Origin of the sequence: Kitasatospora sp. NPDC059817 (genome assembly GCF_042731835.1) — a bacterium.
In the GTDB taxonomy this organism is placed as follows: domain Bacteria; phylum Actinomycetota; class Actinomycetes; order Streptomycetales; family Streptomycetaceae; genus Kitasatospora.
This window is the reverse complement of record NZ_JBHWIR010000316.1, coordinates 1-5,137: the sequence shown is the minus strand read 5'-3', so window position 1 is coordinate 5,137 and position 5,137 is coordinate 1. Positions and strand designations below refer to the sequence as shown.

7 protein-coding genes and 2 pseudogenes are annotated in these 5,137 nt (G+C 74.0%); 1 reads left to right on the top strand and 8 read right to left on the bottom strand.

The window, feature by feature from the left end; genetic code table 11:
- A pseudogene (locus ACFV61_RS34240) lies at nucleotides 1–183 on the top strand (hypothetical protein); the annotation flags it as partial.
- Here ACFV61_RS34240 and ACFV61_RS34235 read toward each other — a convergent pair.
- From ACFV61_RS34235 to ACFV61_RS34200, 8 genes and pseudogenes are all read right to left on the bottom strand, one after another.
- On the bottom strand, nucleotides 170–352 hold the full coding sequence (locus ACFV61_RS34235) for a hypothetical protein (RefSeq protein WP_380495997.1): 183 nt from the start codon (nucleotides 350–352) through the stop codon (nucleotides 170–172). The pseudogene ACFV61_RS34240 and the gene ACFV61_RS34235 overlap by 14 nt on opposite strands.
- A 276-nt stretch (nucleotides 353–628) precedes the next feature.
- Nucleotides 629–802: a hypothetical protein gene (locus ACFV61_RS34230; protein WP_380495996.1), complete on the bottom strand. Its 174-nt coding sequence runs from the start codon at nucleotides 800–802 to the stop codon at nucleotides 629–631.
- A gap of 21 nt (nucleotides 803–823) precedes the next feature.
- Entirely contained in the window at nucleotides 824–1,756 is a 933-nt protein-coding gene (locus tag ACFV61_RS34225) for an alpha/beta hydrolase (protein WP_380423723.1), read from the bottom strand.
- The gene (locus ACFV61_RS34220) at nucleotides 1,753–2,493 is read right to left on the bottom strand and encodes an indole-3-glycerol-phosphate synthase (RefSeq protein WP_380495995.1); all 741 of its coding nucleotides are present in this window, start codon (nucleotides 2,491–2,493) and stop codon (nucleotides 1,753–1,755) included. Before ACFV61_RS34220 ends, ACFV61_RS34225 begins: the two co-directional genes overlap by 4 nt.
- A complete protein-coding gene (locus ACFV61_RS34215) occupies nucleotides 2,490–3,215 on the bottom strand; it encodes an N-(5'-phosphoribosyl)anthranilate isomerase (protein WP_380423721.1) in 726 nt (241 codons plus the stop codon). The genes ACFV61_RS34220 and ACFV61_RS34215 overlap by 4 nt, the downstream gene beginning before the upstream one ends.
- Entirely contained in the window at nucleotides 3,212–4,357 is a 1,146-nt protein-coding gene (locus ACFV61_RS34210) for an acyl-CoA dehydrogenase family protein (RefSeq protein ID WP_063352981.1), read from the bottom strand. The genes ACFV61_RS34215 and ACFV61_RS34210 overlap by 4 nt, the downstream gene beginning before the upstream one ends.
- Before the next feature lie 95 nt (nucleotides 4,358–4,452).
- Nucleotides 4,453–4,827: an ectoine synthase gene (locus ACFV61_RS34205; protein WP_063352982.1), complete on the bottom strand. Its 375-nt coding sequence runs from the start codon at nucleotides 4,825–4,827 to the stop codon at nucleotides 4,453–4,455.
- A gap of 19 nt (nucleotides 4,828–4,846) precedes the next feature.
- Nucleotides 4,847–5,137: pseudogene (locus ACFV61_RS34200) on the bottom strand (hypothetical protein); the annotation flags it as partial.

Genomic DNA, 5,137 nt, shown 5'->3' with positions numbered 1-5,137 from the left:
GTCTGGAAGGCGACCGACCAGCGGCTCGACCGCGAGGTCGCGGTCAAGCTGCTGCTGGCGGAGCACCCCCCCCCCCCGGTGGGCCGCGGGGCGGTGGTGCGCGGGGCCCCCCCCGCCCGCGGCCCGCGGCCCAGCGGGCCGGCCGCCCCCCCCGGGCCGGGGCCTGCTGTCAGACCCGGCTGATCTTGGAGACGCTGCCGCTGTTCAGGGACGACCAGCCGCCGGCGGCTACGTCTCCCTTCCAGCCCGCGCCCACGCACGCCCATCCTTCGTAGAGGCCGATCGCCTTGCTGGTGCGGTTCCACACCGTCCTGGCGGAGTCGATCCCGAATGGCCGGGGCGGCTGCTGCACAGGTGGTCGCGGTCGCGTCGTCCCGCCCTGCATGAGAAGTCGGCCCCTCCGACTTCTCATGCAGCCGTCCGCTGCGCAACGGCGGTCGGGTCAGCAGGTGCCGTTGGCGGCCCCGGCGGCAATCGGCAGTGGCGGCGGCGCAGCGGCTCACGAGTCGGGTTCATTCGATGACGATCCGCTGTTCCATGACGAGACGTCAGAGCATCGTGGCACCAAGGCAATCCGCTTCACGCGCCCCGGCGGCGTACCGATGGGCGCGGGCGATGGCGCAGTGACCTACTCGGTGGCCTCGGGCATCGCGGCCGGCCCGAGGTCGCCGTCGGGCTCGCGGGTGATCAGGGCGAGCAGGGCGGGGTCGGCGTGGACCTCGGCGCTGTGGCGCCACTGGGTGAGCAGCAGCGCGATGGGGGCGGGGTCGTCCAGGGCCACCGCGCCGCGGGCGGTGTCCACGATCTCCCACCCGTCCTGCGGTCAGCCGGCGGCGGCCAGGGCCGGTTCGGGGGCGGCTGTGGCGGGCTGGGGCCGGGGGCGGGTGAGGCATTCGTCGGTGAAGGCGAGGGCGCGCAGGTGGTAGGGGCGGGCGGCGTGGCCCAGGGAGAGGTTGTGGCCGGCGCGGTGGGCGGTGACGAGGTGGGCCAGGCCCGGGGGGAAGGCGGCGGTGAGGGCGGTGCGGTGGGAGGGTTCCAGGCGCCACCAGGCCTCGTGGTCGGCGAGGGTGAGGCGCACGGGCACGCGTACGCGGGCGGCCAGGGCGCTGTAGCGGGCGGGCCAGGTGGCCAGTTCGCGGGATTCGAGGGCGGGGACGGGGGTGAGCAGGGTGCGGGCGGCGTGGAAGGTGCCGGGCGGGTAGAGGCCGAGGGGGCCCCAGTTGAGGCGGCCGCCGCCGGCGAGGTCGTCGGGCCGGTCCCACGCGCCGGGGGCGTAGTGCTGGGCGAGGCCGGAGATGTCGGCGCCGAGCAGGGGCAGGCGGGGGTCGGCGGGCCAGTGGGCGGCGAGGTGGAGGGCGATCTTGCCGCCGAAGGAGTGGGCGAGGAGCTGGACGCCGGCGCCGACGGGGTGGGCGCGGGCGTAGTCGGTGAGGGCGGCGTGCAGGGTGGCGGCCTGGTCGGCGATGAGCTGGCCGTCGGGCAGGCGGTGGGCGGAGGCGCCGTGGCCGGGGCGGTCCAGGGCCAGGACGGTGTAGCCGAGGTCGGCGGCCAGGGTGAGCAGGCTGGTGTCGGGGTGGGCGGGGCCGGCGAAGTAGGCGGCGCGCATGCCGCGGCCGTGGATGGCGAGGAGGACGGCCTTGGGGGCGCGGTCCTGGGGTTCGGCGACGAGGGCGGAGACGGGGATGCCGCCGGCGTCCAGGACCAGGGAGCGGGTGGCGAGGCGGGGGTTGGGCCGCGGGTTCGGACGGAAGCTCATACGGCGGCCCCGGCACGGACAGCGGCTCCGGCGCGGGCGGTGGTCCCGGCGCGGGCGGTGTCGAGGTCGGTGAGCCAGCCGGTGAGGTCGCTCTGGCGCATCAGCGTGGTGCCGATGAGCAGTCCCGCGTAGCCGGCGTCCAGGAGGCGGGCGGCGTCGGCGGGTTCGGTGATGGCGGAGGCGGAGACGGGGGCGCGGGTGCCGGTGGCGTGCAGGGCGGGCAGCAGGCGCAGGCTGCGTCCGAGGTCGCCGCGGTCGCGTTCGCGGGTGCGGATGTCCTTGTTGTTGACGGCGATGACGCAGTGTTCGGGCTGGGGCAGGTGGGCGAGTTCGTGTTCGCCGGTGATCTCGACGAAGGGGGTCAGGCCCAGGGCGAGGGCGGTGGTGACCAGGCGGTGCAGGGAGGTGGCGGGCAGCAGGGCGGCGGTGAGCAGGACGGCGGAGGCGCCGAGGGCGGCGGCGGCCTCCAGTTGGGCGGGGCGGGTGAGGAAGTCCTTCTGCAGGACGGGCAGGTCGGTGGCGTCGGTGACCTCGCGCAGCAGGCGGGGGGTGCCGCCGAACCAGCGGCCGGTGACCACGGACAGGCAGGGCGCGCCGGCCTGTTCGTAGCGGGTGACGAGGTCGGTGACGGTACGCGGGCCCAGCAGGTCGGTGCCGTGCGGGTCGCGGAGTTTGACTTCCATGATCAGGGGGCGTCTCGCGGCCAGCAGGGCGTCGAGGAACCGCGGGGCGCTCATACGTGAGCCTCCTTGGGGCGGGGGTGCCAGGCGTGGGCGAGGGCGGTGACGGCTTCGTGGGTGAAGTCGCCGGCCCGGTTGCGGGCGGCGGTGTCGATGTCGGCGCCGGCGTACAGGGGGTGGTCGGTGACGGTGCGGTAGGTATCGCGGTTGGCGGCGTTCAGGCCGCCGGCGAGGAGGAAGGGGATGGTGAGGCGGGGCAGCAGGGTGTGGACGTCGGCGGGGGCCAGGGGGTGGCCGGTGGAGCCGACGCGGCCGTCGTCGGTGACGGTGTCCAGCAGGAACAGGTCGCAGCCGGCGCGTTCGAAGGCGCCGATGAAGGGGCGTTCCAGGCAGCGGCCGCGGGAGAGGTGGAGGACTTTGACGAGGACGGCGTAGGGCAGGTGGTGGCGCAGTTCGGTGACGAGGGCGGGGTTCTGGTAGGCGTGGAGCTGGATCCAGCGGATGCCGGTGGCGCGGGCGAGGCGGGCGAGGCGGTCGGCGTCGTCGAGGAAGGTGACCAGGACGGGTTCCAGGCCCAGGCGGATGGCGGTGGCGGCGAGGTGGGCGAGGTGTTGTTCGGAGAGTTCGGCGGGGCCGCCGGGCACGCCGTGCCACAGGCCCACCAGGGTGGGGCCGGATTCGGCGAGGAGGGTGAGGTCGGCGCGGGTGCGGGCCCCGCACACCTTGAGGTGGCGGGGCCGCGCGGGCGGCAGCGGGCGGGGCGGGGCGGGGGCGCTCACTTGCCGAGTCCGAGCATGGCGGCGATGCGGTTGTACTGGATCTCGTTGCTGCCGGAGTAGATGGTGCCGGCGACGGCGTTGCGCACGTCCTTCTCCAGCCCGTACTCGGACATGTAGCCGTTGCCACCGAAGACCTGGACGGCGGCCAGCGAGGTGGCGAGGTTGGATTCGCTGGTGAGGAGTTTGGCGATCGCCATGTCGACGGTGACGTTCTCGCCGGCCTCCAGGCGCTGGGCCGTGTCGTAGAGCCACTTGCGGGCGGTCTCCAGGCGGATCTTGGTGTCGACGATCTTGTTGGCGACCGACTGGTAGGAGCCGATGGGCTTGCCGAAGGACATGCGGGTCTTGGCGTAGTCGAGGCAGCGGGCCAGGCGGTGCTGCATCTCGCCGGTGTTGACGATGAAGGAGTAGAGGATCTCGCGTTTCATGACGTGGTCCAGGACGAGGAAGCCGCCGCCGACGCGGCCCAGGACCCGGGAGGCGGGCACCTTGACGTCGTCGAGGTAGACCTCGGACAGCGGTGAGGTGCGCAGGCCCATCTTCTTGATGGGGTTTCCGGTGCTGATGCCGGGCATGTCGCGGTCCAGGAGGAACGCGGTGACGCCGAGCGCCCCGCCCTGGGGGTGGGTGCGGGCGTAGACGACGATGACGTCGGCGACGGGGCCGTTGCTGACGAAGGTCTTGGCGCCGTTGAGGACGAAGTGGTCGCCGTCGCGGATCGCGCGGGTGCGCATCTGCATGGCGTCCGAGCCGCCCTCGGACTCGGTGATGGCGTGGGCGCCGATGGCCTCGCCGGAGGCGATGCGCGGCAGGTAGGCCTCTTTGAGGGCGGGTGAGCCGAAGGCCTGGAGGGGGACGCCGGTGGAGGCGAGGGAGGTGGTGACGGAGAAGTTGAGGCCGCCGTCGCGGCAGGTCTGGCCCAGGCCTTCCAGGACGTACATGGTGGTGAGCAGGGACTGGCCCAGCCCGCCGTAGCGTTCCTCGAAGGGCAGGGACAGGATTCCGGTCTTCTGGACGAGGCGCCACTTGTCGTGGGAGAAGGCGGCCTGTTCGTCGCCTTCGATGTGGCCGGCGCTCAGGTCGTCGCCGAAGCGGGCCAGGCCCTCGCGCAGGGCGTGCTGGTCGGCGTTCCAGCGGATCATGGACGTGCCGCCTTCCTCCCGGGCCCGCGTGCGGGGCCCGGGGTGGCAGGCCGGCGCGCGGGGCGCCGGCGCGTGACTCGAAGGGGGGTCTTCGCCTAGTAGGCGGAGGAGGAGGAGGCGTCGAGCTGGTGGACCTCGTCGCCGCGCAGGGCCGGGGAGAAGACGCAGACCAGGCGCAGGTCCTCGTGGGGGCTGGCGACCAGGTAGTGGGCGTCGTGCTGGTCGAGGGCGTAGAGGCGGCCGGGGGTGATGGGGTGGGAGGTGCCGTCCATGGCGATGACCTCGCCGGAGCCGGCGATGCAGTAGCACGCCTCCAGGTGGTTGCGGTACTCCAGGCGGGACTTGGTGCCGGCGTTGACGATGGTGTCGGTGAGGGTGTAGCCGAGGTTGTCGCCGGCCACCAGGAAGCGGCGGGACAGGCCGTTGCCCCACTCGACGGTCTGGACGTCGTCAAGGTCGCGGATCAGCATGCTGGTTCTGCCTTTCGTGTCAGCGGGCGAGGGTGGTGGTGCCGGGGGTGGTGCTCGTGCTGGTGGTGCGCGGTACGGCGGTGGTGCGCGGTACGGCGGTGGTGCTGGTGGTGCGTCCGGCCGTGGCGGGCTGGGGTGGCCCGGGCGGGCGGAGGTCGTGGAGGAGGGCGCGCAGCGCCTGGGCGGCGTCGCGGCCCTCGGTGAGGGCGGTCTCGATGCGGGCGACGGCGGCGGAGCCGACGATCGCGGCGTCGGCGCCGGCGGCGGCGACCGCGGGCAGGTCGGCGGCGGGTTTGACGCCGCAGCCGAT